This is a genomic window from Mesorhizobium sp. 113-1-2, from assembly GCF_016756475.1.
GTDB classification, from domain to species: Bacteria; Pseudomonadota; Alphaproteobacteria; order Rhizobiales; family Rhizobiaceae; genus Mesorhizobium; species Mesorhizobium loti_C.
The window spans coordinates 1,917,597-1,944,280 of the sequence record NZ_AP023242.1 but is presented as its reverse complement, the minus strand read 5'-3'; the positions used below and the strand labels follow the sequence as shown (position 1 = coordinate 1,944,280).

The 26,684-nt window shown below is 59.9% G+C and carries 22 protein-coding genes and 1 pseudogene; 6 read left to right on the top strand and 17 right to left on the bottom strand.

Features of this window, described 5'->3' with window-relative positions:
* Positions 1–92 precede the first annotated feature (92 nt).
* Both JN279_RS09400 and JN279_RS09395 read right to left on the bottom strand, forming a co-directional pair.
* Positions 93–2,381 (bottom strand): FdhF/YdeP family oxidoreductase, encoded by a 2,289-nt coding sequence (locus tag JN279_RS09400; RefSeq protein ID WP_202352598.1) that lies wholly within the window; start codon positions 2,379–2,381, stop codon positions 93–95.
* 99 nt (positions 2,382–2,480) lie between these two features.
* The gene (locus JN279_RS09395; protein WP_244734476.1) at positions 2,481–3,557 is read right to left on the bottom strand and encodes an AraC family transcriptional regulator; all 1,077 of its coding nucleotides are present in this window, start codon (positions 3,555–3,557) and stop codon (positions 2,481–2,483) included.
* Between the two features lie 433 nt (positions 3,558–3,990).
* Here JN279_RS09395 and JN279_RS09390 point away from each other — a divergent pair, with 433 nt between their 5' ends.
* Both JN279_RS09390 and JN279_RS09385 read left to right on the top strand, forming a co-directional pair.
* On the top strand, positions 3,991–4,365 hold the full coding sequence (locus JN279_RS09390) for a response regulator transcription factor (RefSeq protein ID WP_202352597.1): 375 nt from the start codon (positions 3,991–3,993) through the stop codon (positions 4,363–4,365).
* Positions 4,366–4,665: 300 nt separating this feature from the next.
* Positions 4,666–5,325: a response regulator transcription factor gene (locus JN279_RS09385; RefSeq protein ID WP_202352596.1), complete on the top strand. Its 660-nt coding sequence runs from the start codon at positions 4,666–4,668 to the stop codon at positions 5,323–5,325.
* Positions 5,326–5,521: 196 nt separating this feature from the next.
* Here the strand turns inward: JN279_RS09385 and JN279_RS09380 are convergent, their stop codons facing one another.
* From JN279_RS09380 to JN279_RS09355, 5 genes and pseudogenes are all read right to left on the bottom strand, one after another.
* Positions 5,522–6,127 carry a sigma-70 family RNA polymerase sigma factor gene (locus JN279_RS09380; protein WP_244734473.1) on the bottom strand — a complete coding sequence of 202 codons (606 nt, stop codon included), beginning with the start codon at positions 6,125–6,127 and terminating at the stop codon, positions 5,522–5,524.
* Between the two features lie 288 nt (positions 6,128–6,415).
* Complete coding sequence (locus JN279_RS09375; RefSeq protein WP_274608673.1) at positions 6,416–7,258, bottom strand: formate/nitrite transporter family protein; 843 nt, start codon at positions 7,256–7,258, stop codon at positions 6,416–6,418.
* A 303-nt stretch (positions 7,259–7,561) separates the two neighbouring features.
* Positions 7,562–7,890 (bottom strand): annotated as a pseudogene (locus tag JN279_RS38170) (transposase); the annotation flags it as partial.
* Between the two features lie 101 nt (positions 7,891–7,991).
* Entirely contained in the window at positions 7,992–9,653 is a 1,662-nt protein-coding gene (locus JN279_RS09360) for a recombinase family protein (RefSeq protein ID WP_202352592.1), read from the bottom strand.
* A 438-nt stretch (positions 9,654–10,091) separates the two neighbouring features.
* Positions 10,092–10,682, bottom strand: coding sequence for a hypothetical protein (locus tag JN279_RS09355; RefSeq protein ID WP_202352591.1), 591 nt, complete (start codon positions 10,680–10,682; stop codon positions 10,092–10,094).
* Between the two features lie 154 nt (positions 10,683–10,836).
* Here JN279_RS09355 and JN279_RS38165 point away from each other — a divergent pair, with 154 nt between their 5' ends.
* On the top strand, positions 10,837–11,067 hold the full coding sequence (locus JN279_RS38165; RefSeq protein WP_244734471.1) for a helix-turn-helix domain-containing protein: 231 nt from the start codon (positions 10,837–10,839) through the stop codon (positions 11,065–11,067).
* On the opposite strand, the gene JN279_RS09350 is transcribed toward JN279_RS38165, so the two are convergent.
* Together JN279_RS09350 and traA are read right to left on the bottom strand one after the other, a co-directional pair.
* The gene (locus tag JN279_RS09350; protein ID WP_202352590.1) at positions 11,064–11,261 is read right to left on the bottom strand and encodes a helix-turn-helix transcriptional regulator; all 198 of its coding nucleotides are present in this window, start codon (positions 11,259–11,261) and stop codon (positions 11,064–11,066) included. The two genes, JN279_RS38165 and JN279_RS09350, sit on opposite strands and share 4 nt — an antisense overlap.
* A 125-nt stretch (positions 11,262–11,386) precedes the next feature.
* Positions 11,387–14,440: a Ti-type conjugative transfer relaxase TraA gene (traA, locus tag JN279_RS09345; RefSeq protein WP_202352589.1), complete on the bottom strand. Its 3,054-nt coding sequence runs from the start codon at positions 14,438–14,440 to the stop codon at positions 11,387–11,389.
* 172 nt (positions 14,441–14,612) lie between these two features.
* Between traA and JN279_RS09340 the strand changes: the two genes are divergently transcribed.
* On the top strand, positions 14,613–14,939 hold the full coding sequence (locus tag JN279_RS09340) for a conjugal transfer protein TraD (RefSeq protein ID WP_202352588.1): 327 nt from the start codon (positions 14,613–14,615) through the stop codon (positions 14,937–14,939).
* 1 nt (position 14,940) lies between these two features.
* On the top strand, positions 14,941–15,189 hold the full coding sequence (locus JN279_RS09335) for a conjugal transfer protein TraD (protein WP_202352587.1): 249 nt from the start codon (positions 14,941–14,943) through the stop codon (positions 15,187–15,189).
* Positions 15,190–15,793: 604 nt separating this feature from the next.
* On the opposite strand, the gene JN279_RS09330 is transcribed toward JN279_RS09335, so the two are convergent.
* The 5 genes from JN279_RS09330 to JN279_RS09310 all read right to left on the bottom strand — a co-directional run bounded on the left by JN279_RS09330 (position 15,794) and on the right by JN279_RS09310 (position 19,667).
* The gene (locus tag JN279_RS09330; protein WP_244734469.1) at positions 15,794–15,997 is read right to left on the bottom strand and encodes a hypothetical protein; all 204 of its coding nucleotides are present in this window, start codon (positions 15,995–15,997) and stop codon (positions 15,794–15,796) included.
* Positions 15,998–16,026: 29 nt separating this feature from the next.
* A complete protein-coding gene (locus tag JN279_RS09325) occupies positions 16,027–16,278 on the bottom strand; it encodes a DUF768 domain-containing protein (RefSeq protein WP_202352586.1) in 252 nt (83 codons plus the stop codon).
* A gap of 20 nt (positions 16,279–16,298) precedes the next feature.
* Positions 16,299–16,655 (bottom strand): response regulator, encoded by a 357-nt coding sequence (locus JN279_RS09320; protein ID WP_096449540.1) that lies wholly within the window; start codon positions 16,653–16,655, stop codon positions 16,299–16,301.
* The gene (locus tag JN279_RS09315) at positions 16,652–18,511 is read right to left on the bottom strand and encodes a PAS domain S-box protein (RefSeq protein WP_202352585.1); all 1,860 of its coding nucleotides are present in this window, start codon (positions 18,509–18,511) and stop codon (positions 16,652–16,654) included. Before JN279_RS09315 ends, JN279_RS09320 begins: the two co-directional genes overlap by 4 nt.
* An 835-nt stretch (positions 18,512–19,346) precedes the next feature.
* Positions 19,347–19,667, bottom strand: a complete 321-nt coding sequence (locus JN279_RS09310) for a hypothetical protein (protein WP_096449544.1) — start codon at positions 19,665–19,667, stop codon at positions 19,347–19,349.
* Between the two features lie 65 nt (positions 19,668–19,732).
* Here JN279_RS09310 and JN279_RS09305 point away from each other — a divergent pair, with 65 nt between their 5' ends.
* Positions 19,733–21,697, top strand: a complete 1,965-nt coding sequence (locus tag JN279_RS09305; RefSeq protein WP_342216345.1) for an OmpA family protein — start codon at positions 19,733–19,735, stop codon at positions 21,695–21,697.
* A gap of 1,321 nt (positions 21,698–23,018) precedes the next feature.
* Here JN279_RS09305 and JN279_RS09300 read toward each other — a convergent pair.
* From JN279_RS09300 to istB, 3 genes are all read right to left on the bottom strand, one after another.
* Positions 23,019–23,627, bottom strand: coding sequence for a 2-hydroxychromene-2-carboxylate isomerase (locus tag JN279_RS09300; protein ID WP_202352584.1), 609 nt, complete (start codon positions 23,625–23,627; stop codon positions 23,019–23,021).
* A 79-nt stretch (positions 23,628–23,706) separates the two neighbouring features.
* On the bottom strand, positions 23,707–24,981 hold the full coding sequence (locus JN279_RS09295) for an FAD-dependent oxidoreductase (RefSeq protein WP_096449548.1): 1,275 nt from the start codon (positions 24,979–24,981) through the stop codon (positions 23,707–23,709).
* A gap of 947 nt (positions 24,982–25,928) precedes the next feature.
* Entirely contained in the window at positions 25,929–26,684 is a 756-nt protein-coding gene (istB, locus tag JN279_RS09290; RefSeq protein ID WP_202351540.1) for an IS21-like element helper ATPase IstB, read from the bottom strand.

The window sequence follows — 26,684 nt, the reverse complement described above, 5'->3', positions numbered from 1 at the left end:
TTCGGGCGCCCGCGGGAGGAGCGGACGGGCGCCTCGGGAGTTCGGCAGAATGGCGCTTGCGCGGCTGGAGGCGCACGAGTTCGCACCTATGATCAACCCGCCTCGGTACGCGAGCGCGAAATGCGGATCGGAATTGCTTTGTAGGAGGGCGTGAAGCTCATCGGATCATGCGAATAGAGCGGCACGAGAGGGTTTGCCTCGGGATAGTAGGCAGCACAGCTGCCATCCGGGAACGAATACGGGACGATTCGAAAATTGGACAGGCGGCGTTCAACGCCGTCGGTGGACACAGTGATCAAGTCGACGCGGTCGTCAGCCTGGAGGCCACGCTTTTCCATCTCCTGTTCATTGAGGAAGACCACGTCGCGCTGACCGAAGACACCGCGATAGCGGTCGGACATCGAATATATCGTGGTGTTGTACTGATCATGACTGCGCACCGTCGTCAGCCATAGTGCGTCGAGACTGTCGTGGGCCGAATCCTCGCCGAGGCCGTCGAAGACAAGGAAATTCGCCTTGCCGGAAGCTGTCGCCCAGATGCGTTCGCGCGCGTTTGACGTCAGATGGAAGCCGCCCGGGATGCGAATACGGGCATTGTAGCCCTGGAAGATCGGGAACACGTCTACGATCGCGTCGCGGATAAGGTCGTAGTCGGCCGTAAAGCCTTCCCAGTCGACGACGGAACGTGCACCCATTGTTGCCCGCGCAATGCCAGCGACGATTGCGGGTTCGCTCCTCAGGTGCTCTGACGCCGGAACATTGCGGCCCGCCGACGCGTGGACCATCGACATCGAATCCTCGACCGTGATCGACTGCGGCCCTGTTGCCTGGACGTCGACTTCGGTGCGCCCGAGGCAAGGCAGGATCAGCGCGTCGCGCCCGTGTACCAGATGGCTGCGATTGAGCTTGGTCGACACTTGGACCGTCAGGTCGAGATTGCGCAAGGCAGCGCGTGTCACCTCCCAGTCGGGGATGGCGGACACGAAGTTGCCGCCTAAGGCGAAGAACACTTTCACCTTGCCGTCTTTCATGGCCTCCAGCGCGGTCACGACGTTGTGGCCGTGCTGGGACGGCGGCTCGAAGCCGAAGCGGCGCTCAAGCCGATCGAGAAATTCCTTTGTCGGCGTTTCGGTGATGCCGACCGTGCGATCGCCCTGGACGTTGGAATGGCCGCGTACGGGGCAAAGCCCGGCGCCCTCTCGGCCGATATGACCGCGCAGCAGCGTGAGATTCGCCAGCTGCTGCACGCTTTGTGCGCCCCGCCGGTGCTGCGTGATGCCCATGCCATAGACAACGATTGCTCGTTCGGCCCGCATATAGGCGCGAGCGGCGTATTCAATGTCGTCGCGAGTGAGCCCTGACTGAGACACGATGTCTTCCCATCGCGTCGCCCGGAGGTCGGCGGTGAGAGCCTCGATACCCGTCGTATGGCCCTTGATGAAATCCCAGTCGAGGATCGCCGGCAGTTCGCTGGCTCGCGCCGCATCGTCTGCCTCCATGAGAACTTTCATCAGTCCCTTGACGACCGCGACGTCGCCGCCGACACGCACCTGATAAAGCTTGGCGCTGATCGGCGTCGACGTAAGCGTTGTCATTTCGACCGGGCTCTGGGGCGACTGGAAACGCTCCAGAGCGCGCTCGCGGAACGGATTGAAGGACATGATGGTTGCGCCTCGCCGCGAGGCGTTGCGCAGGCTCGTCATCATGCGAGGGCTGTTCGTGCCGGGGTTCTGTCCGAAGATGAAGATGCAGTCCGTCTTGTCGAAATCGGAAAGCAGGCAGGTACCCTTGCCGACGCCGAGCGAGTGCGGCAGGCCGACGCTGGTAGCCTCGTGGCACATGTTCGAGCAATCAGGAAAATTGTTGGTGCCGAACTCGCGCACGAAGAGCTGGTAGAGGAACGCTGCCTCGTTCGAGGTGCGGCCGGATGTGTAGAACTCGGCCATGTTGGGAGCCGGCAATCCGTTGAGGTGGCGGGCAACGGTTGCAAAGGCCTCGTCCCAACCGACCGGCACGTAGTGGTCGGATGCGGCGTCGTAGGCCATCGGGTGGGTCAGTCGCCCAACCATCTCGAGATCGAAGTCGCTCCAGCTTGAAAGCTCGGCAACGGTATGGGCGGCGAAAAACTCCGGCGTGCAGCGTTTCGCCGTGGCTTCCCAGGCAACCGCCTTGCCCCCGTTCTCGCAAAACTCGAAGGATGAAGTGTGCTTGGGGTCCGGCCAGGCGCAGCCGGGGCAATCAAATCCCTCCGGCTGGTTCATGCGCCCCAGAGTGGCCGCCCCCTTGATCGGGATTCCTTGCTCGACAAGGTGTTCGCCCAGCGCCTTAAGCGCTCCCCATCCGCCGGCCGGGGCATTGTAGGGACGGATATCATTGGCCATTGGAGATGCCTTTACGGAGAGCTGAAGAATCCTCGCCAGGCAAGGGGCATTCCAGCAAGCAACTTCCTTCCATCGCAGTGGTGCTGCCAGTGATGTCGACTATGTTGCGCCGGCAGCGCCGCGGGGCGGCAACTCTCCCGGAGATGCCAGCTGGATGGGCCGCGTATCCGACCCACGAGGCGGGTAGCGCCAACAGGCGGGATCGCTATCGGAAGGGCGATCCGCGACATCCGTGCGATTGCCGCAACGCCAGCGATAGGGGGTCTCGCCAACGAAACGTCTGAAAACCGTGGTGAAATGGGCTTGGTTCTGGAAGCCCACGCTCAGCGCCACATCGACCAGGGTCATCTCGGTCTCGATGAGCATCTGCTTGGCGCGGTCAATCCGTCGCCGCAGCAGGAATACATGCGGGCGGAAGCCGGTGGCCGCCCGGAACTGTGCGGCGAAATACATTCGGCTGAGCCCCGCCACTGCTGCCATGTCGGCGAGCGCAATCTTCTCATCGAGATGTGAATCGACGTATTCGACGACGCGCTTCCACCGCCATCTCGGCAGGGCGGCCGTAGTGCGTGCCGTCGGCTCATCCAGGTCTGGCTCCGGATCTGAGCGCAGCGTGAGCAAGCGGGTTACGATGGCAAGGCGGACTGCGTCGGCATAGAGGTTGCCAAATCCATCATGACTGCCTTCGGCCGCCTCGAGCGCTCTGGAAAGACGCTCGACGACCGGATCAGAGGAGTGCCGTTCCGGGACCAGTTCGGCAAGGCCGAGGTCCCGGGGCGCGTGCGGGATATTCAGCCCGTCGATCGCGCTTCGGCCTGCTTCGGCGAATTGCGTTATGCCTCCCCTCGGCACCGTCACGGGATCAGGGTCTGCCGCTGCATTTGCGTGCATCGTCACACCGCCGCGACGGGGTTGGAGCATCGCCGCGGCGGACACCGAGAGAACGACATTCATATGAGTGAGGGGGATCGAAATCACGCCGGAATCTGGCGCTACCGGGTGGGCGCTGCGGCTTGCGTCGAATGGGTCGAACAATGACGAGGCGAATTCAGGCGTTCGAGGCGGGCCGCCGGCGTGCATCGGTCGGGCCATGCCGTCGCGTCGAGGAAGGACGGGCCGATCGTCTCCCGGCTGCCGATCGTAATATTCGGATTCAGGCAATGAGTCGAACTGCATTGGATCATGCTCCTCTGCCCTCAGAATTTTCTTCTGCTTGCTGGGCCAAGATACACGGTTGGGAAACCTGCTCCATTGAATGGCAGTCTGAATGAATCATACCATCTGCTATGCGGCATATACGATGGTATCTACTATTGGCGGCGGCGGCTTGGGCGCTCTGGCCATGACAGCAACCTTGGGCAGGGAGGCCGCCGGCGCCGGGCGATAATGATATCTCACCGTGCATTGAACGCGACGCCGCGGCGTAACCGTACGGTTCTCCGACCGGTCGCCAGGTCACGGCATCGCTGCCTGTGAACCTCATCTCGCTTAAACCTCCGTATAGTTTCGGCCCTGGTCCTAAGCTGTATGCTGGTGCCGAGATAACATCGCGTCGGGGCGACGCCTGGCGATACAGTCTCCGGGGGGACACCGAGTGCCGAAAATTCCGATGGTTGCCATTGTTGACGACGACGAGGCGGTCCGCACGTCCACTGCGAATCTGATGCGTTCCTTCGGTTTTGCCGCGAACCTGTTTGCCTCGGGCGAGGAACTCTTGCATTCGCCCCGGCTCGCCGACGCCTGCTGTGTCATTACTGATGTGCAGATGCCGGGAATGAACGGTTTGGAACTGCAGACGTTGCTCCTGGCACGTGGCCACACCGTTCCGGTGATCCTTATCACGGCCTATCCTGACGAACGCACCCGGCAAAATGCCCTCGCCGCGGGGGCGGCAGGCTTCTTCTACAAACCTTTTGACGCCGCTGCCATGATCCGGTGCATTGCCGATGCGCTGAATTGGCCACGCGAAAACAAGCCGGAATGACCTCTTTGTGGTGATCCAAGCGCGGCCATCTCCATGCTCTTGGAGCAAAGTCGCGTGCGCTCCAAATCGGCACTTGCGTTCGTTCCGGGAAGATTGCCGCCAACCTGTGCGGTTGAATTCGAGGCAGGTTTCGGTGGTGTTGATGGTGTACTTGAAGGAACCATCGCTGAAGCAGTCCGATCTCCCTCGGCATTGCCGACAGTCGCGACCACGTCTCGCCCTGGCGGGTTTCGTTGCCAAATATGCTAAGATGGCGCTGTGCCATTCCGCAGCGGGAATCGTGAGAGGAGTATCGCTATCGTGAAAGCAGGTTCCAATCCAGGCCCAACCGCGTCGACCGCTTTTGCGTCGACCGTCTATGTCATCGATGATGATTACGCTGTGCGGGATGCCCTGAGCGGCCTGTTCAGGTCTGTGGGGCTGCATGTCGAGCTGTTCGCCTCCGCCAGCCAATTCCTGCAGGGCAAACTGCCGGAAACGCCAAGTTGCCTCGTGCTCGATATCCGGTTGCCCGGGGTAAGCGGGCTCGATTTCCAGGCTCATCTTGCAAAGTCGAACATTTCAATGCCGATTGTCTTCATGACCGGACACGGCGATGTCCCGATGTCGGTGCGCGCGATGAAAGCCGGGGCGATCGATTTTCTGACCAAACCGTTCCGGGACCAGGACATGCTTGATGCGGTCTTCGGCGCACTCGAGAACGACCGCATAAGGTGGGAATCCGACCAGGAAGCGGCGACGATATCAGCCCTGTACCAAACACTGACTTCTCGCGAAAAGGAGGTCATGTTCTTCGTGATCAAGGGCTTGATGAACAAGCAGATCGCGGGCGAGATGGGCCTCAGCGAAATTACGGTCAAGATCCATCGCGGGCATCTCATGCGGAAAATGGCGGTCCGAACCTTGCCCGACCTGGTACGGATTGCAGAACGGTTGGGCCTTCGAAGCGTAAACCACTAGTGATGGCAAAGTCGTCATCCGGTATCGTGCGAAAATCTTTCGATCCCACCTGCTCGCTCCAGCAGCTCTCGATGCGGTTGCCGCGGTCCGGCCACACAGTGGTTTCGCCGTTCGCCGGATATGACCATGACGCCGCACCGGCGTGGACGGCCGGTGCCTTGGCTCGTCATGAAAAAGGCGCCGGTTCATTCTTCACTCACCCTGGTCGTCCTGGCCGCGAGACACCTTCGAGGATCGAGCGCAACTCCTCTCTGCCCCTGGCGATCCGCGACGTCAGCGTGCCCGCCGGAATGCCCAGCACCTTCCTGGCATCGTCGTAGGAGAGGCCTTCGACCGCGACAAGCACGAGTGCTGCGCGCCGTTCGGGATTGATCTGCTGAAGCGCCGAGAATACATCGACCGATACGAGCCTGTCGGCCTGTGGCGACGTCGCGATCGCATCTATCGTTTCTGAGACCGTGGTCACCGCCTGGGCATGGCGTTTGGCGCGCCGCAACTGGTCGATGAACAGATTGTGCATGATCGTGAGCAGCCAACGGCGTGGCGTATCGCCTGCAGTCCAATTCGCCATCCTCGACAGCGCCCGTTCGAGGCTGTCCTGCACAAGGTCATCGGCGGCATCACGGTCCCGCAGCAGCGCGCGCGCATAGCCGCGCAGCCGTGGAATCTCCTCGATGATCGCTCGCCTGCGTTCGTCGGCGATTTCGGCCGCGACGCTTGCCGAAGAAGCGTCAGCCGAGCGAAAACGCGGCTGCCGCGAAGCAGTGCGCGGAAGTTCGTGATGCGTCATGTTCGTGGTCATCAGGCGGTGCGCAATGGCGGCGATTGCAACTCGCGATCCGGCGCGAACCCGATGGGACACGAACTAGACAGCCACAACCATCCGCTTGTTCGGGACTGCATGTGTGGTCTCTGATCCATGTGCGGCTGCCTTTCCTGGCTTTTGCTGCTGTGCGGCTGGGGTGCCGTCGGCGCGACCATGGCGAACCCGACAGAGGGCTTCTTTCCGAAACGACTACATTCTTTCGCGATGCAATGTGGGCAGCTCGATGTTGAGGAAGGAGGTGTGTTCGCGAGAGTGCCGGCCCGATCACTCGGCCGGGCCAAATGACATCCTTGCCGCGGGGACGGGCATGCCTTCTGCGCCGCCCCTCAGATAGGTCCAATAGAGAGGAAGCCCCGTGAACAGGAATCCGCCAGCAATGTTACCCAGGGTCACGGGTATCTGGTTCCAGTACCACCAGTCTGCGAAGCTGATCTTGGCCCCGAGCATCATCCCCATGGGAATGACGAACATGTTGACGATGCAGTGCTCGAATCCGAGCGCGAAGAAAGCGAATATTGGCAACCAGCATCCGACGATCCTGCCGACGACAGACTTCGAACTCGTTCCCATGACGACGCCGAGGCAGACCATCCAGTTACAGAGCATGGCCTTGACGAAACCGGTCACCAGTCCATCATATCCATACGGCGCATAGGCGATCGTCTTCGCTTCGGCGAGCGCGCGCAGATGATCTCCGAGCGCACCCGCCCCGGCATTGCCGACATCGGTCAGGACGACATAGAACAGCCCGGCAAAGGCGAGCGAGCCGAGCATGTTGCCGACAAAAACCCAGAACCAGTTGGCCAACATCCGGCCGACCGTCGTGCGGTGAGCCAGGACGGCCAGTGGCACCAGTCCAAAATTCCCGGTCAGGAGTTCGAGGCCAAGGATGATGATGATGGCAAATCCCACCGGGAAAATGAGAGCGCCGACAAGCGCGACATTTGTCTGAAGCGCACCCTGCAGGGCCAGACTCGTCGCGAAGGCGAGGAGCGCGCCGGAAAGTATGCCGCGGATCAAAAGATCGGGAACGCCGTGTGCAGCTTTGGCGGCGCCGAGATCCACCATTGCCCGCACGATTTCGAGCGGTGAGAGGCTGTCGTTCATGATCGCTGTCCTTCCGGGTCGGGCACGTCTTCCGGGCGTCGCCTATCAGGACTGGATAGCCGACGGCTTTTCGCGGCGACATTCTACGCAGGGCAACCAGACTAAGCGCTTGATATAGGCCCAGACATTCCTTGGTATGCCTTGTCGGCTGCGAATAGGTCGGGAGCGGGTCCTTGTCGGCGCGACCTGCTGGTCGATTCTCATCACTGTCACGTTGCAACAACCCGTGGATCGCATTGGAATAGGAGCAGATGGCATCGGCGCGGCGCTACAAGTTGCTCGGCAGTCGCCTAGGCTCAGTACTCATTGATCAAGCCAGAAGATGACGGTTGCAGCGATGCACATGGCGGACATGAAGGTGTGCGCGCATCGGTCGTAGCGGGTGTGGATGCGACGCCAATCTTTGAGTCTGCCGAACATGTTTTCAATTTTATGTCGCTGGTGGCAGAGCCGTGTCATGAGGGATGAATACCTCCCGATTGACCCGCGAGGGGATGCAGGGAAGTGATGCCGCGTGCGCTTAGCTCATCGCGCAACCAGTCAGCATCATAGCCTCTGTCTCCGAGCATTGCCTTGGCCTGTGGGACGGTATCCAGCATGAGCGCCGCGCCCTTGTAGTCGCTCATCTGCCCTTCGCTGCGTCAAATCTCGGGCGCGCCGTAAGGCCAGTTAGCCAATCGGGACCGTGAGCCTAGCCACCCATTTCCAAGCGATCTTCGGCGACGTTTACGCACTATGCTGAGCGTCGCCGATAGCAGAAGAGTGCTTCTTCGATAGTGGGTCTAGCGATGTAGCGCTCTCCCGCTACCACCATTCCCCCCACTCCTTTGACGCCGTGGGGGAAGGCACTCTCGCCCAAGAGTACCGTCAGCCGACCAGCGATTTCGACTTCAACCCCGCCGGTTCTCGATGGATTTCGAAACACCGTGACGGTTTCGACCAAGTCACGCATTGCCTCTGCACATTCGGAATCGCCAGAAGCAATGCCCTTGGCAAGCCCGGTCTGAAGTTGGTTCAGTTGTTCCTCGTAGCGGGCGAGCACCGCAGGGTGCAGCGCGATCACTCCGGTCGCAGCGGGTACCTGATCCAACTCGGCCAACATGCCCTTGCGCTCTTCATTCAGTGTAGTTGATTGCGGTCCCAGCACAGCTGGGTCGCCGTGGCCTTTGGCAATGGCGTTGACCAGCCGCTCGATCTCCCGAGTTAGCTCTTCAAGCCGTCGCTCCAAACGATTGCGCCTCGCATCGGTGTCGGCGGCCAGGCGCTTCCGTTCTTCGTGATACGTGTGGACGTACTGGGCAATCACATCGGGATGGCGCAACTCGGCGGAAAGGCCGTTCAGGACTGCAGCTTCAACCGTATCCAAATAAAAGGTCTTGGGATCGGCGCATGTTCCGCTTTCAGTCGCAGCGGAACAGCGGATACGAATGCGCTTCGACTTGTCCACCCCTTTTGACGACATACCCGCACCACAGGCACCACACCTCAGGAGCCCCGCCAACATGTGCCGTGGTCGGCGCTGGTGGCTTGGATGGGTGGTTGCACGCGCCTTCTTGCGTGCTTGTGCTGCGTCGAACAGGTCGGACGGAACAATAGCGAGGTCGGGCACTGCGACCACTCGCCATTCGCCCTTGGGATTTGGGCGCGAGACACGTTTCCCCGTGTCAGGATCCTTGATCATTCTGACCCTGTTCCAGATCAAGCGGCCAGCATAAAGCTCATTGTGAAGCAGCCCCGTCCCTCTCTGCACATTTCCATTGATAGTAGATGCATTCCAGGCTCGCCCACGAGGCGGTGGGATGTGGTCGCAATTGAGTTTGTGGGCGATGTCACGCGGGGTCTGTCCACCGACATACTCCCTGAAGATACGACGCACGATCTCCGCTTCGTCCTCGGCGATTAGCCGCTTTCCAGGGTCGCCGAGCACATAAGAGTAGCCATAGGTTAATCCACCGGCATGGAGTCCGTTTTTGACCCGACCGGCCTGGCCCCGACGGACTTTGTGAGCGATGTCCTCCCGGTAGAGTTGGCCAACAAGACCGCGTAGGCCGACCAAGACGGTGTTCACTACGCCTTCGTGGACGGCACGAATTTCGATGCCGAGAAATGAAAGGCGTTTGTGAATGCCAGCAAGGTCTTCCATGTCGCGCGAGAGCCGATCAAGTGCCTCTACGACGAGCACGTCGAATTCGTGCTCACGCGCTTTGTCCATGAGGTGAAGTAGACCGTCACGGCCCAGGACGGAACCACCGGAGCGTGCTCTATCGTCAAACGTTGCGACAACGTTCAATCCCTCACGCTCTGCGTATGCACGGCATAAAGCGAGCTGATCGTCTATCGATCGCTCATTCTGAAGGTCGGTTGAGAAGCGTGCGTAGATCGCGGTCCGATTCATGGTGAGTTTTCTCGGCCTGTTCTCGCGCATGGTCTTCGCGGGCTGCTTGGCGAGCGAGCGCGCTTGCAAGGCGCAGAATCGCCCGGTCGGGCGCCTTGCGCAAGACCCGCTTCCGGGACTTCACCACCATTGCAGGAACAGCTTGCAACGGGGCAATAATAGCGGGGGACACAACACCCGGAACGATAGCAGTCGGCAGGATGGCTGCGGGCCAGCAAGTTTGCCAAGAAAACGTAGCTCCTCCATGTCTCGCAAGATGTGCTTATGCGCGAGACAAGGGAATTCGCCACAATGGGCGCTCGCAGAAAGGGATAGCAAGGCGTGCTATTCGGACATACTTCGCCCTGATCCGCTACTCTGGCTCAACCTGTCGTAACGAAAAACGCGGGTTATCACTTAGTCGCGTCGGTTGAACAAACACGGTGGACAGAAGGATTCCTATCCTGAGCTGGTGCCAACGACGGTTGCCGCCCCCAAACGCAATTTAGATGCATGCTTTTCCAGACCGAGCAGATCGGCCGCTTTCGCTTGAAATCGCTTACAGTCAGCCTGAACGACGGATCGCTCAGGCCGTTCAAGAGGAAGGCCGCCCGCGATCTTTTTCAAATCACGGAGGACCGACGCGATGTGCGGCCAGGGGAAGTCTGTTGGATCGTCGATGTCGCGATCCGCGCCAGCGATGATTTCGAGCTTGGCGACGATGCCAAGAAGCGACCGCGCCTGTATGTGGGGGAGTTTGTCCTGAAGCTTTAGAGCCGCAGTTGTGGCCTCTACCTCCGCTTGGCAAGCGATTGAATAACCGACCTTCTCATCTATCCCTTCTGGGTCTGCAGCGTCGAGAACGCGCCTCTCTAGGCGCTGCTGAAGTCGGCAAAGGACGTGCGAAACGTGCTGTGCCCGCGACCAGCCTCGCATCACCAGAATTGCTGGGTCTGCATCCTCCAAACGTCCAGGCTCACTTGCGGTCTGCCGATCGCGGCGACTGGTCGTGACGGAAGGCAAAGTCGTGCTATTGTCGGAATCAGTCATGATCCGAGCTCCTAACAGCTTGGGGCGTGGCAAGGCTGCTGAGGGTGGTCGTAACACCATCAGCAGCCGCAGTAAGCGACTCCCATAATCGTATCAGGGTTACGATATCTCAAGTGACGATGCAGATCAACGCAAATCGTATCGACGTTACGAAATGAACGTCATCCAGTGCAAGATGGCGCGCGTTGCCCTTGGGTGGGGGACGAGAGACTTGGCTCGAAATGCCGGGGTCTCACCTGATACTGTTGCCCGCTTTGAGCGGGGAGAACAACTAAAGGGGACTACCGTTTCTGCACTACGAAACACATTCGAAGCAGCGGGAATAGAGTTCATCCCAGAGAACGGCGGCGGGCCGGGTGTTCGTCTGTCTCGCAATCAGACCTAACGCTCTGTTCGCCATGCAACTGGATCTCCGACCCATCGGTTGATCTCGGATTCACGCCAGCCAGCCCCGTTGACACTGATCTTGATCTGAGCCGGGAACGTGCCTTCGGCTATCTTGCGATAGATGGTTGAACGGGACAGGCCGACCCGGGCAAGGACGGTTTTGAGGCGTATGATACGATCCGGCTCGGACATAACTTGCCTGCACGTCGCTGGTTGCTGCTGATTTCTGCTGGGACAGACTGGACGAACCCATGCCGCAGGCAATCAGGCTTGTCGTCTCACTCGCCTACGGCGTGGAAACGGCGGCAAATCGGAGGTCAGATTCCGATGCCTTTGCCTCGGCCGAGCCCTATGCCGTGGTAAAAGGCGAGTTCCGCCCCGAGACGACGGCCGGATTCGATCTGAATGCCGAGCGCCTTCTTATGATTGGCAAGGAGGGATTCCAGCTGCGGATCGCGTTCGAGGCTCTTGGCCATATCGGACATGGCCGAACGCGTTGACTTGTAACCCGACATGTCGCCGGCCTGATATTGCTCCTGTCCCGTACGGTCGAGCGTCTGCCAACGTTCCACGAAACGGTCGGCACGGCGGCCGGGATCGATGTCCATCCCGGTGCGGATTTCCGTTTCAAGCTGGAGAGCAAGCACGACGCGGCTAACGCGGCCGGAGCTCGCTTCACGAACCAGCTCGGGATTTTTCACATAAGCCGCTTCGGCATCGCGCCAACCATGAGGCCGAACCTTCTCAAAAGCGTTGCGCGCATCTCTCAATTCGCCCATCTGCTCGGGAGTCCCCTGCCCGTCCGCATTTCCAGTACTGAGGATCGCGTCGAGCGCGCGCGCGTGACGCACAAGCGCTTGCGTACGAGCGCCGCGCAACGCAGCTTCCGGATCCAGCGGTGCTTCCGTGTTGCGCTGTACACCCGGCCCTGGCTTCTCCCTTTGCGGCGCGGCAGCGCCATCTCCGATCCGCACCCCAACAATCTCCCTTCCCGGCCCAGGTCCACGTTCGTGCCTGGGCTCGTCGTCTCCGGGCGAGCGCAACCCGTCCAGCAATCCGCCGATCCTGTCGCGCAGCTTCTCCGGAACGATCCGGCGCATGATCTCGACCACGCGCTCGCGGAACGTGATGCCGCGCCGCTCGGCATAGCTCTGCGCCGGGTCGACCTGCTCGTAATCCGAAGCCATGTCCTTGGCGCGGTCCCGTGACAGCGTCCGGACGAGCCGTTCTCTAGTGGCAAAGTCGTCGCCGCCATAATGAAGGTCCATCCTGTCTCGATGCCGCGACAGGGCGACGTAGCTGCCATGTGCATCCATGCCAGGCGTTGCGAGCACATGCGTACGGTCGACGGTCATGCCCTGCGCCTTGTGGATGGTCGCGGCATAGCCATGGTCGATGTGGGCATAGTCTTTCAGGTCGAACCGCACCGACCTGCCGTCGTCGATGCGCACGGTCATGCTATGCGTGCTGACCTCTTCGATCACACCGAGCGTGCCGTTCTTGACCCCAAGTCCGCGCTCGTTGCGCAGGAACATGACCCGGTCACCGCTGGCGAAGTTCCTTGCACCTCGTTCGACAGTCACCTGAACCTCGTCGCCGAGTTCTCCCGCAGCGCGCATGCGCTCGCGCGCTGCCTGGTTGAGCGCACGCACCTCGTCGTTTGTGTGGGTGAGAATGATCCGGCTTGCCTCGGGTTCTGCCTGCCGATCGCGATCCCAGCGCTCAACGAGTTCAGCTCGCGCTTCGTCGCGCGATGCAGCCTGATGCACCATGCCTTGCGCGTCGTAGGCGCTGATCGCAGCGCCAATCCTGCCGGTTGCCAGATCGCGCGTGGCATCACGCTGCCAGTCCTCGCGCTGGCGCCGCACCTGGCCGATCTCGACACCGCCACGACGCTCGTGAAGCGAGCGGAATGCAGCGCCCGCTTCGATTGCCTGCAGTTGCTGCGGATCGCCGACGAGAACGACTTTTGCGCCAACGTTGGCGGCATGCGAGAGCACGCGCTCCAACTGGCGCGTGCCGACCATGCCGGCCTCATCGATCACCAGGACGTCACGCGAGGTGAGCAGATCCCTACCCTGTTCCCACCCATGCTCCATACTGGCAATGGTGCGTGACGAGATGCCTGAACCGCTTTCGAGATTCTCGGCGGCAATGCCGGAGAGTGCGGCGCCTCGAACCTCGTAGCCTGCCGCAGCCCAGGCCTGGCGCGCAACGCCCAGCATGGCGCTCTTGCCCGTTCCGGCAAAGCCGACAACGGTAGCAAGACCGCGGCTATTCGTGATGTGATCCAGTGCATCACTCTGCTCGCCCGAAAGGACAAGCCCTAGTTGCGCAGCCCGCGCCAGCGCTGCCTCGCGATGTGCATCACTCACCGCGTGTCGCTCGTCCAAATCGATACGCTCCGCAGCGCGGTGGAGGCGCTGCTCGGCATCGATCATCTGCCTTGTGGTGAAACGGTCTTCGCCGCGCCGGTCCTTGCCGAGTTCGATCAGATCGGGTGCGTTGCCGATGGCTGCCACCACCGCGTTGAACTGCTCCATTCCGTCGCTGTGTCGATGCGAGAACTTCGCGATGTCTTTTCGGGTGAAGGTCGATTGCTGATGGGTGATAGCATCGAGCGCCACGGATGGATCGGCAATGATGCGCGCGCCATTGTTGCGGGCGATCTCGCGATGCAGTTCGGCGCGATCTGCTTCGATGTCGCGAGCAGCAACGCCACTGCCCTCGATGCGTTGGGCGGGCGCACCAATCTGGGTTTGCGGCTCCAGGGCAATGCCCTGCGCTTCCAGACTGCGATGATCGATGCGGGCGTCGATGTCGAGTTCGGCCAGGCGTCCATTAGCCAGCTCCGCCCATCGCTCGCGCCAGCGCTCGACCAGCTGGGTAGCATTCCAGTCTCGAACCTTTGACCCAAAACCGTTCTCGTCCACGGACCGCATGGTGAGCATGACATGGGCATGCGGTTTGGGACTGCCATCCTCTGCCCTGTCCCAGTGCACATTGAGATCGGCGACCATGCCCTTGCTGACAAACTCCGCTTGAACAAAGTCGCGCGCAAGTTCGATGCCTTGCGCCTGGCTGAGTTCACGTGGCAGGGCAAACTCGACCTCGCGGGCAAGCTGCGCATCCTTGCGTACCTCGACCACCTCGACATCGTTCCACAGCGTCTCGCGGTCGCTCCACGCAGCCGGCGCATTGTCCGGCACCATCACCTCGGAATGGACAACGCCGCGCTTGGCCGAGAAGTCATGCGTGCGTTCGATGCGCTCGTCGCGTAACCGCGAAGCCGAGCGGTAGGCGGCCGACGCGACAGCGCTTGAGCCTGCCTTGCGGCCAATGACCTTGACGTGAAGATGATAGATCGCCATCGCGACAGGATCATTTGCACGCGAAAGCGTACGTCGGCACGACGTATAAGCGCGCCCTCCCTCGAAAAAATCTCGGGATGGACCAGCCCGTCCCGGGCTGTCTCGGCAACCCTGAAGCCTTCCGGCAGGCGCTCAACTATCATCCAGAGATCGACAACCGTTGGAGACAGCCATGCGAAAACCACGTGACTTCGACGCCGAACTGAAGGCGCTGGAAGACAAAGCGCGAGAGCTCAAAACGCGAAAGGTGCAGCAACTTGGCGAGCTGGTCATCGCCACCGGGGCCGATCAGCTCAGCACCGACGAACTGGCCGGCGCACTCGTCGCAATCACTGAGACGAAAGACACCTCAAAGCGTGAGGCATGGGCTAAGCGTGGGGTGATGTTTTTCGAGAGCAGGTCCCGCGGAGCTGCTCCAGCAACTAAGCTCAACGTTCGCGGCGCTCCGGCGCAACCGGGCGGCACTCAATCGCCGGCAGGCGGCACTGGCTCGGCATGATATGCGGAGTTGGCAGGCCGAGCGGCGCAAGCGCACCCGACACCTGATCGAACTTGGCGGTCTCGTCGTCAAGGCAGGCATTGTCGATCCGACAAATGATGATCGCACCATCATTTATGGAGCGCTGCTTTGGATCGCCGCCAAGCTGCAGAGCGATGAAGGCGGGCATGCGCGGGGCCTTTGGGCCGCGAAGGGAAAGCAGGCATTCGAACTGAACAGCATGAAGTCCACAGAAACCAGCGAACATTGAGTTGATTGGCTAGCGGCGGACGGTCCAAGCCGCCCACTTCTGTCTGAATGGGGTATTATACACGGTCGTGCGGAGCTGATGGAATGTGATCCCAACTATTGCTCAGTTGGCAGCTTGGGGAGCGGCGGCAGAACCCGCCGCCCCATTCACGGCAGCGACGGGCGTCCCACAGGTTAATGGAGCGCGGGACTTGCCGAGGCGCGGGTGGGCCTCTGCCGCATTAGAAACCATCAGCGACGCCTAATGTTCCATCGCGCACCTCAACGCTTCTTTGGCTTCGGCCTGATCTCCTCGACCCGCACCTTGTCGCCGATCTCCTCGCCCAGGCGAGTGCTTTGGCCATATCTTTGGTGGTAAACACTGTGCGCCAATGGCGCGCTTCTTAGATGCTCACTACGTAGGTCGTCTCCGGCTCGTCGGTCATCGGCCGTGGTCCTTCATGGTTTGTTGACCATATTAGCCCACGATAATAGTCGGACATGATAGGTAGTGAGTACATGCCCACAAGGCCCCGGCGCTTTCACCCCAGCGCCGGGGCTCCGCTCCAATCCTTATCCACCCTTGGTCTTGCCGTAGCCGGTCGGGCTGGTGTTCGGCGTATAGGTCAAGCCGACGTCGTTCCCGTTGCATTTCTTGCAGCGAAGCTTCGGCCTGATATCCATTCCATTGCTATCGCATCCGGGCCAAAGCGGTCACGGAGCTTTACCAGGTCGAGCACTTGCTTATGATGCCATGCCGGATCGCTGCAGAACGCCGTCACGGTCATCTTGCTGTCGACCAGAGATTGGAACGTCCAGCCCTTTGTCATTGGAGCGATCATATCCGAGCACTAGCTAGTTAGTCAGCCGAGCCAGGATCGTGATGGACGATCGCGTCCAAGATTGCCTCATAGACACTGCCGGTCTCTTCCTCGATGCCGGAGCTGCTTATGCCTTTGGCCTTGGCGTCCGCGAAAAGCTTCTCAGTTAAATCGACAACAGAGATGACATCAGCGCCAGCCGTTTTAGGGTCGTGGATGGCGATCCATTGATCCAAGAAGTTGATTCCCGAGTGCTCATCCGAGATAGCGAACCGCCGCCTGAGCGACATCAGCCAATAGGCCCTCCCCGCTATCCAAAGAGAGCCCGCAACGAGTGGTCCAACTTCTCCTTGGAATAGGGTTTGGCGATAGTCGTCGATCCTTTCGCGAACTCAGCCGCACCCTCGCCATATCCAGTCGCGCACACGATCGGGATGCCTCGAAGCCGAAGGGCTTCGGCAACGCGGTCGCTCCTCTCCCCACGTATATTTATGTCCAAGACCGCCGCGTCGATTTCTTGGGTTTCGATCATCGCAATCGCACCGTCGATGGAAGTTGCAGGGCCAATAACGGCGACCCCAAGCTCAATCAGAAAATCCTCGGCCATCATTGCAATCAGCGATTCGTCTTCGACGATGAGTACACGTCGGCCAGACAGTGTTGTCATTGTGCGATCACTCCTTCCAGTATGGGAGCATCAATCCGGCAGACGAGGCCCTGAGGTTGAAACACCATCGCCACCTCGGCCTCGAGGTCCGCCGCCAAGCCCCGCTCGATAAGGCGGGAGCCAAAGCCTCGCTTGGTGGGAGCAGAAACCGTGGGGCCGCCGAGTTCGCTCCAAACCAGCTTGAGCCTTGGCTTCGGTTTGCCGGTGCAAAGCCACTCTACGGAAATTCTCCCGGCCTCGTTTGAAAGGGCGCCGTGCTTGATTGCGTTTGTCAGCAACTCATGGAAGGCCAACGCCAGCGAAAGGGCCTGGTTAGGCCGCAAGAAAATTGCAGGCCCGGCCGTGGAAAACCGGTTGGAGAACGCGCCTTTGATCTGCAGGCTGTCGGAAACAATTTGGTCCAACGAGGCATGTTCCCAACTGGTCTGCGTGAGGATGTTATGCGCTGCCGAAAGGGCCATGAGGCGGCCTTCGAATGCGGCATGTGCATCGGCCGCTTTCGTTCCCCTGAACGTCTGATGGGCAATACTCTGGACTACCGCGAGCGTATTCTTCACACGATGGTTGAGTTCAGCCATCAGCAATTCTCTGTGCGCCTCCGACCGCCTTCGCTCGCTGATATCCTCGACAGAGGCGAGCGTCATCATTCCTTCACTCGTCTTGATTGGGCTCAGCCCAATCTCGACTGGAACCTCTGTTCCATCTTTTCGTCGCGCATAAAGATCCCTGCCCGCCCCCATTGGCCGTGCCAACGGAAAATCGCCATATCCGCGGCGAAACACTGGGTGGGAGCTACGATAGCGATCCGGCACCAGCATCTCGATGCCTTGCCCGACCATCTCGTCGCGATCATAGCCGAACAGCGCTTCTGCATGACGATTGACGAGAACGATGCGCCCGTCCTCGCCTGTCATCACCATCCCGCTTGGGGCGGCCTCTACCGCTGATCGAAACCTTTCCTCGCTATGACGCATCGCCATCTCTGCATGGTCACGTTCCGTTACATCGACATTTACGCCGATCAGCCCGCGGAATATCCCACTTGCGGAGAAGTGAGGACGAGCCGTTGTGAGCAGAACGCGATACTCTCCCTTGCAATTCCTGTAGCGCCCCTGGACGGAGACGGCTGATTGCGTAGCCAACGCCTGGGCCATCCTGGCCCCGATATCGGCAGCATCATCAGGATGGATGGTGGGGTGCCAATTAAACTTGGGAATATCCTTTGTCTCGACGCCCCAGAAATCGCGAAGCATGATGTTCAAATTGGTGCATTTGCCTGAAGCGTCGCACGTCCAGATCATCACTGGAGCATGTTCCGACATAAGTCGGAACTGCTGTTCGGATGCTCGCAAATCTTCTTCGGCAGCTTTTCGAGCCTGTTCTAACCGCGTGCGCTCGAGATAAAAACCGATCTGTCTGGCAATTGCCGTCGCGAGATCGATTTCGTGGCTGGCAAACGAGTGGCTGCGTTGGTGGTAGGTCATGAACTTCCCCACTACCTCGCCCTGGACTGTCAATGGAATAAACGCCAAGCCGACAATGCCTTCGCTGGCAATCATCTCTTTGACGACGGCGGGTTCTTCTGTTTCGGAAATATCCCGAACAAAGATGGCATCAGCGTTGCGTTCGCCCGCGACCCAAGGGGAATGCCCCTCAAGAGCCTTTCTGTACCGTTCAGACAGGCCGCGCCAAGCGACAAACCGCATCACGCCAGCTTCATCGAAGAGCAGCATGGAGGCACGTTGGCAACCAAGACCGTCGCGAATGGCATCCAGGCCGGCTTCAAAAGCTTCGTGGCTTGACTTGGCCCGGTATAGACGATCCGTCAGCACGTAAAGTGCGCTGAGTTCGTCCAACCTCGCTGTCAGTTTGTCGCTACCCCCACTTATCTGCAACGCCGACCCCCTTTTGGCGATATTATTAGAAACGACGCATACAACGCTCATCGCACGCCTTCGTTCCAATTGGCGATCTGCCATGCTGTTTTTCGCACGGCGGACCTAACGGATATTCAGCAGGCGATTCTTTTCTCCGGGCGTTTCGGGTGTGGACGGGCACAACCCCACAGTCTGTTAGCCGTAGTGTGTCGCACAGGCGGCCTTGAGGACGCGGAGCCACAGGGTTTCTTTCTGACGTGGACGACCAGAAAGGCACGCGCGCCTGAAGTCGATGCCTCACGCTTTTTCTAAAAACGACTCCAATGTCCCAATTTGTCCGATAAGCACACGCAATTCGGGCTGAGGCACGACGGAGAAAATTCGAAAAGCTTCCAGAAACCCCAGCCAACGATTTTCTAAATGAAATCAGCCCCTAATCAGTAAGCATCCGTGTAAACGTGTTGCATGGGTTTTCCCGCCCCGTAACGCTCAAACCCTTGATTTTCGGGCATGTCCCGATCTGTCCCTTGTTGTCGTTGCAACATGACTGCAACACGGACCAGCCGTTTTGTTTGCGTCCTGTTCCATTAAAAAAGCCCGCCACCGTGAGGCAGCGGGCTTGCTTGCGGAAAAGTTATCCGCCGCCTTCAGTTCCCCTTCACAGGGATGCCGTACCAGTTGGCAACCGCACTGGCCGGTGCCACCACTGTCAGTGAAGGTTCATTGCGCCCGTCCGCGAAGCATCCTGCGCGCTTCGTCACCGCCGTCGCCGTTGAACTTGCCGACGCCACAAAAGTCCGGGGTGTCCTCCAGCCTACCACGCTTTCAACGCCACGCCGTTCTGGGCCATGGGATCGCCCCAGCCAAGCCACGGCTCGCTATCGGCATCGCCATCATGGCCGACATCGAGGATATCCCCGCCGTGTTCGTTCTCTTCCTCGCGGTCGTCGCACTGGCAGCCATAGGCACCGCCGGGACCACGATCCGGCCAGCCGCGCGAATATTCTTCGTCGGCTGTGTCCTCCAGGTCGCAATCGGCTTCCATGAGATCCAGCGCGGTAATAAGGCTCATAGCGCGGTCCAAGAGGTCGTTCAGGCGTTTCTCGACAGACTGGCGCCATTCGCGCGGGTTCATGCCCCTGGGCATCCCTTAGGGCTGCAATACACGGCCGGTAAATCTCCCGAATTCGGACGTAAATCTTGTGCAGCAAAGCAACCCAAAACGACGCGGCATCTGGGTTCGGCTTGATGGAGACCGCCCTGCTAGTGGACCGGCTCTCCGGCGGCGGAACCATTCTGGCAGTGCGCAGTTTGCATATCGACGGGACACCACACGGAGAATTGAAAATGAAATGCCGACCAAGGATATTGGCCAGCACCGCACTCGGACTGCTGGTCTCATCCGCGCCGTTGGGCGTGTTCCCGCTGCTTGGCAGCGCAGCATTCGGCGCGGCACAGGTCACTGCTGCTAAACCGCTCGTCCTGATCAAGTTGAAGTGCAAGGAGGGCGAGTCCGCTGAAGCCTGCGCCCTGAGGCAACAGGCTCCGTCCGAAAACGCTGCTCCACTTCCTGCGACCGAGCCACAGCCTACAGAGAAACCCCAGGTTCAACCAAAACCAGCAACCCCGGCATCTGAGGCAACTCCCACTCCCAAAGCCTCTTCAGAACCTGCCCCCAAGGTTAAGCCTGCACCAGCGGTAGAGCCGGCGCCCCAGCCTGCACCCGCGCCCACTGACCAGCAAGCGCCCGCCCTCGACAAATCGGCTCCGATGAAGCAAGCCCAGCCGCCTGCAGCTCTGGCACCTTCGGAGAACTCACCGGCTTCGGCGCCTGCTGAGCCAGCCCCGGCCCAGGGCAAACAGCCGTCGGAAACCACGACCAAGCAAAAAAAGAAACCCACCGCAGGGCAAGCTGCACCGGATCAGCCTGCGATTGGAGCGCAACCTTCAACCGATCAGAAGCTTCCCGCCGGCGGAAAACCAGCCGATGGTAAACCGGCAGCTGTAACCCCAAATGAGAAGCCAATTCAGGGCCAGGCCGCAACGGACCCCAACGCCGCACCAATTTTCGACAGCCAGAAGGATGCAAAACGTCCGGGCAAGGACGGCACCCAACCTGTTCAGCAGTCGGGTAGCGATCAGGCCACCGCGCCTGCGGCTGCACCGGTAGACACGGGACCGCCACCTGCCGACGACAAGTCAGCGCAACAGGAGATCAAGCCTGCGAAGGTCGCACCGGTAACAGAAGAAAAGGGCACTCGCCGTGACAAGGCGCCTGATATCCAGCTGCCCGAACGCCCCAAAGGCGCCGATGTCCTCTCGGAGATTGGAGGTCGCATTATCGTCCAGTTCAACAACCAGACGATTGTCGAGAGCAACGAAACTCCACGCATGAAACGTGGCGCCAAGGATGTGTACTACGAGGATCTGCCGAGTGGGCGCACCCGCGAGACGATCATTCGCGACAATGGCGATCAAGTCGTCACGATCCGCAACCGCAACGGAGACGTCATACAGCGCTCGCGCATCACCCCCGATGGCCACGAGTATGTGTTGAGCTATGTCGACGAGAGTTATTACCAGGACTTGCACAATTGGCGCGATCCCGCAGATGACCTGCCACCGATCCGCCTCACCATCCCGCGCAACCAATACATCCTGGATTCGGAACTGGTCGAGGATCCAGGCGACTACTACAACTTCCTCGAACAGCCGCCGGTGGAAAAAGTCCAGCGCCTCTACTCGGTCGACGAGGTCAAGCGCTCGGCCCGTGTACGCGATATAGCGCGGCGCGTTGATCTCGACACTTTGAATTTCGAGACCGGTTCGGCATCGATCTCTGAAAGCGAAGTCAAAAAACTGCAAGGGGTGGCAGACGCAATGGAGCGGCTGCTGAAGAAGAACCCTGCTGAAACGTTCTTGATCGAAGGCCACACCGATGCTGTTGGTAGCGACAACGCAAACTTGGCCTTATCCGACCAGCGAGCAGAGGCGGTTGCCGAGGCCCTCACCAAGTCCTTCGGCATACCACCGGAGAATCTGACCACCCAAGGCTATGGCGAACGCTATCTTAAGGTGAACACGACAGGACCGGAACGACAGAACCGTCGCGTCGCGATTCGTCGGATCACGCCGCTGGTGGCACCTGTCGCAAACGCCAACTGACAAAGGCTCCTCGCGATTCGGCACGGTGCCGGCTCGCGAGGCACCACCGCACTACCGCCACGTCATTAAACCACGGCACCGTCGGAGTGGAGAGAAAGGGCCTTGAACATTGGTAAATTACGTCTCCATTTGAACAACTTCCGCGGCAACCTTCCCCGCTCGCCAAAGGTTGGGCCCGTCACCCGACTAGCAGCGATATTGGCATCGGTAGTAGCTATGACGAGGACTACGGCGACAATTCTGACTATTATCGTGATCGCTACCCGGATTATTATGGACAGGGCTACTATGAACTGTCGACCCCAATGTTTCTTTGCCGCGAACCTAGCGGCGCCTGGGAGTGTCCAGAGTACGGACACGGGAACATTCCGCCGGGGGCACGCAATGACCGTTGAGGGCTTCGAGCAGCGTCGCATAAGTGCGCTCAGCCAGATATGATCTGGATTGTGCAAATGGCGCCGTAGGAGGCGGCCATGTCCAGCCCGCCCGCTCTTCCACGCCTTGGCTGATCCTTGCCTTCCGCATTTTCTGCCAGAGCCCCACCCGCGCGCGTTTCCCTCCATCTCCTCGACCTGCGTCTTCGCACCATCCTGATACATCGCCTGCTCCAGCGCCTTGGCTTCACCGTCATCCTTTGTGGTCAGGATTGTGCGCCAATGCGGCTTGTCGAATATGCTGACGTGCAGGGTTAAGTTCCGCCTTACTCTACGTCGATAACCTTTCGGGCTGGCTTCTTCGCGGCTGGTCGACGACGCTTGACCGGAGCCGAGTTTTCGACGGGTGGTTCCGCCAGAAAGGCGCTGTGCACGCAGACACTCCGTCTTGGCAATCCTGGCTACGCGCTCGGCCTCGATCGCGAGCTTTGACTCGCGATCTGCACGCTCGATTCTCTCCTTGTCGATCCGTCGTTGAGTCAAGAAAGCCTCGCTGGGCTAACTGACCAATGGAATGTTTGCCCCGCTAAGAATGTTCCGCGTACTTAGCTCACTTTTTACCTTATCCGTCGAATATGTATTGAACATACGCCCGCGAACGTTGCCGAATGAAAAGGCCCGCCACCAGAGGCAGCGGGCGCTAGTTAGGGAGGAGTCACGAGCACCCCATTTGCTCGCGGATAGCCAAAACGGTACGCCTGGCTCACCTGGTTTTTAAGCTCGCGCCAGTTGAAGCCTTGCATATTCAAGCTGCGTGACTTTTCTGCCACAAGTTATGCAAACACAGCCACCCCGTTTGCCAGAGCCTGGAACCGTGACCGTGCGGTCGCGTTACCCCAGCATGCTCAAAAACATCGCGGCGAGCCAACATCGAGTGGATATCGGTGTCACTCCGCCTGCTGCAGCCTATGTCGGCCCTCGGCCCAGGCAATGGCCTCCTCGAGCCTGTCGTCGCCCCAAAAGGTCTCGCCGTCCACAACGAAGGCCGGAGAGCCGAAGATGCCGTAGCCTCGCGCCGCATCGGTCTCGGCCTTGAGTCGCTCATGAGCGGAAGGCGCGTTGGCCGCGGCGAACACAGCGTCCACGTCCTTTTCGAGCGGCGGCAACACATGCTCGAGATGGGCGCGATCGCCCAGCGCCATTCCTTCCAGATACCAGGCCCTGAAGCTCGCCAGTGTGTAGGCTTCGCACCAGCCGCCCTCCGCCGCCACCATAGCAACACGGTTGGCGAGAAGATCGGGATCCGTCGGCCAGATCGGTGCCTTGACGAAGGGCACCTCATGGGTAGCCGCCCGCCGCGCCACGTCGCGCCACATGTAGGAGACCTTCGCAACCTGGGTACGCAGCGCTATGTTGTTTTCGGCCATGACGGTCCGGACATTGAAAGGCCGCCACCGCACGGCAATACCCGCCTGCCTGGCCATCGCTCCAATGCGCATCACCGAAAGGTAGGCATAGCCGCTGCCGAAGAAGTAAAAGAAGTCGAACTGCCTCACGTCGCCCTCCATTGGTTTGTGTGAGAGAACGCGGCGCCAGCGATAGGTCGCTGCCTATCTGACGTCTCCGCCGACGATTTCATATCTCCCCGAAGTAGCGAGCACGCGCCTGGTCGTCCGACGGCGCCTCCGGCCCCAGCCCCAGCGCGTCCGGAACGCGCGTCGGATCGCCGGCAAAAAGCGCAAATGCGTGGTTACGTCGCTTGTCAGCAGCATCTCCACGATCGAACAGCAAGGCTGTCTGCATCGCCTCCAGTCGCCGCATCCGCCCGTAGAAGTCGTCATGGTCCGTGGCATAGGTCTCCGCTGCCGATCTCCAATCGGAGCTCTCCAGCAATCGGTCCCTCAGCAGTCGCACATCCCGAAGTGTCCTCGACAAGCCCCTGCCCCAGGCAGGGTCAGTGGCGGCCGCTGAGTCGCCAACCAGAACAACGCCATCTCGGTATGGGTCCTCGACCCAACGGTGCGATCCGTCGAAGCTGGCGAACGGACCAACTTGTCGTGCCCTATCGAACCAATGGCCGGGAGCGCCGACCGCCTTCAGCTGCCGTATCATCTCATCGACCGAATGGCGGCCGGACAGCCGCTTCGGCAGGACATCTTTGTGATAGATGAGATAAATTCGGTTGCGTCTGGGCGCGATGCGCATGGCGATTACCATTCGCCCGCCCGCGGGATCGTAGAAAAGATTGACAGTGTTCGCCGTCGGCCTCGCCTCGCGGGCGAGGAACTCCGAGCAATTAATGTTACCCTCCAGAACCATGCCCGCCGTGACCAGTTGCTCAGGGTCGTGCAGTACCTGGAAGCCGAGATGCGACCGCAGCCGTGAATCCCGTCCGTCCGCTAGAACGATGAGGCGGGCAGAGAACTCTCTGGCGTCGCCTCCGATACGAAGCCGTGGCAGATCTCCAAATGTCACTCCCGAGACCGCGTTCCCGCGCCTTACCGCGGTCCCGAGCGTTTCGGCACGTTTCAGGAGGACAGCTTGCATCTCGGCATGTGGAAATGTCACGCAGCAGGTGGCAGCCGGAGTCGTCGCAAGCAGATCACGCACTACGGGGGCTGAGCCATTTGTGAAACTTGAAAAGTATGCTGCCTCAATGGCGCACCTCTCAAGAAGCAGATCATAGATACCCAAGCGCTTCGCCTCGAGACTTCCCCAGGGCATGAGCACCTCGCCGCGGATTCGGTCCCTGAACTTTTCTTGGTGCTCGACGATGAGAATCCTGAGGCCGTGGCCTGCAAGGGCGATGGCAAGTGAAGAGCCCGCCAGACCACCGCCGACAATAATCAGGTCGTAGTCAACGACGGCGGCGCTAGACGATCGAGTTTTGCCGCTTCTTCCTGCTGACATCGCCCCACCGGTTAATATTTGAAGATGCTAATATATTTACCCCGCGCTGTCCGTGAGTCAAATCCCGGCGCCTGCGCGGTCATGCAAAGCAATGCTAGGCGTTCCTACGGCATAGGCGGACAGTCCGAGACTCATCGATGTCTGACATGCGGCGCATTGCAGACCGGCAGCGTTGGGCCGATGGCGGACTGACAGCTAACCGGAAGAGACCATACGAAGCTGTCATTCCACTATCGGGAAGGCGTCCTGACAAAGAAGTGGCCTTTACGCGCTAGGCTCACAAGGGACGGCGGGCAGTCAAATGGGTGACGGGTTTCAGCACTTCACGCGAAAGCTTGGGTGCAATCGCCCGGAGGGCGTTAGCCGAAACTATCGACGAGATGCCGACGCCTAAAGCTTTTCTGTCCGAGGCGTTGTCGGCGCATTTCGAGTGATTGCCGGGGCGTTGATACTTGTTCTCGTCGCAGGGCTGCCCAACCACTAACCGCAATCATATTCACGCCCGGTGTCTCGCACATATTCTACGATATCGGGGCGTGAAAGTAACGATGTTTCTCGAAATCAAGGAGATTAGCCAAGCGGACGACATTTGGTGAAGGGAAGCACGGCCACCGACGGCTTGAACGGAAGTGGCAAATCCCTCGCCGAGGCGATAGCCGCCGGGGCTTCTTGTGCCCGCTCTCCCGTTTCGACCCGGTAGGCGCGAACTGCCCCAGCTATGTTCTTCATCGCATGATCGCTTCGTTCGGGTTGAGGCGAAGCGAAATCTCGTACTCCTTGGCAGATTCCAAACAAGCATGCGTATTCCGATGAAGCCGGCCACCGATTCCGATTTGAAGCCGGCCAGTCATTCCGATTTCATTCCGGCCACCATTCCGATTTGAAGGCGGCCAGTTTTCGGTCTGATCCTGGGTCTCGTTGATGTTTGGGTTGGGTTTTGTTTCAGGTCAAGCTTCGGTGTTTTCGGGGACGATCGGCGGGCGCTGTTTTCGCATGCTTTCACCGGTGAGATCGATGCGATAGGCGTTGTGAACGAGGCGATCCAGGATGGCGTCGGCCAAAGTTGGGTTTGCAATAATTTCCCACCAGCGATCCACGGGCACCTGACTTGTGACGATGGTTGAGCGTCGTTCGTAGCGATCCTCAACGATCTCCAGGAGATCGCGGCGTTGGTCGTCATTGAGTTTTTCCGGTCCCCAGTCATCGAGGATCAGCAGGTCGGTCCTGGCAAGAGATTTGAGGATCCTGCCGTATCGCCCGTCGCCTCTTGCAAGCGCGAGGGCGGCGAACAGCCGGGGAACCCGGTGGTAGGCGACTGAGAAGTCTTCCCGGCAGGCCTGGTGGCCAAGAGCGCAGGCAAGCCAGCTTTTGCCGACGCCGGCTGGCCCGGTGACAAGAAGACCGTGATGCTTTCTGATCCAGTTGCAGCCGGCAAGCGCCATGAACATATTGCGGTCGAGGCCGCGTGCGGCGCGGAAGTCGGCATTCTCGATCTGCGCGTCATGGCGAAGCTTGGCAGCCCTGGCGCGAGCCTCGAAACGCTTCTGACGGCGCATGGTCGCCTCGCGTTCGAGCAGCATGGCAAGCCATTCGCCGTGCTCGAGGCCGCGCACTTCGGACTGTGCGTCGAGTTCCTGGAAAGCGGTTGCCATGCCGTAAAGGCCGAGCTCTCGCAGCATGTCGATGGTGGGATTGATCAGCAT